This is a genomic window from Mycoplasma testudineum (genome assembly GCF_002245785.1).
In the GTDB taxonomy this organism is placed as follows: Bacteria; Bacillota_I; Bacilli_A; order Mycoplasmatales; family Metamycoplasmataceae; genus Mycoplasmopsis_B; species Mycoplasmopsis_B testudinea.
Genome location: NZ_NNCE01000025.1, coordinates 1 through 524 on the forward strand (window position 1 = coordinate 1; position 524 = coordinate 524).

At 30.0% G+C, this 524-nt stretch carries 1 protein-coding gene; it reads left to right on the forward strand.

From position 1 onward, the window contains the following. Positions 1-27 precede the first annotated feature (27 nt). The coding region (locus tag CG473_RS04140) for a restriction endonuclease subunit S (RefSeq protein ID WP_094255048.1) at positions 28-524 on the forward strand (497 nt) is incomplete at its 3' end.

A 524-nucleotide genomic window follows, 5' to 3' on the forward strand; every position in this document is an offset into this window, starting at 1 on the left:
ACTTGGGAACAGTATAGTTTTGGTGAGATGTCAGAAAGTTTTAAATACGGACTTCCAGCAGCTGCAACTGAGTATGATGGAATTAATAAATATCTTAGAATAACTGATATTGATAATGACTCGAGATTATTTAAAATTGACAAATTAACATCACCAAATTTTGATCTAAATGGTGCTGATGATTATTTACTACAATATGGAGATGTTTTGTTCGCAAATACCGGTGCAAGTGTCGGAAAATCATATTTTCATAGAGATATTTGTGGAAAAGTTTATTTTGCAGGCTACTTAGTTAGATTAAGAATAAAAAAGGAACACTTTCCAAAATTTGTATATCAAATTACATTTAGTGATGAATATGATAAAAAAATATTAATAACATCGCAGCGTTCAGCACAACCAGGTGTGAATGCCAAGGAGTATTCAAATTTTAAGTTTTATATTCCATTTTTCAAAGAACAAGTAAAAATAGGTCAATTATTGGAAAAGTTCGATTCTCTAATTACCCTTTATCAGCGTAAGTA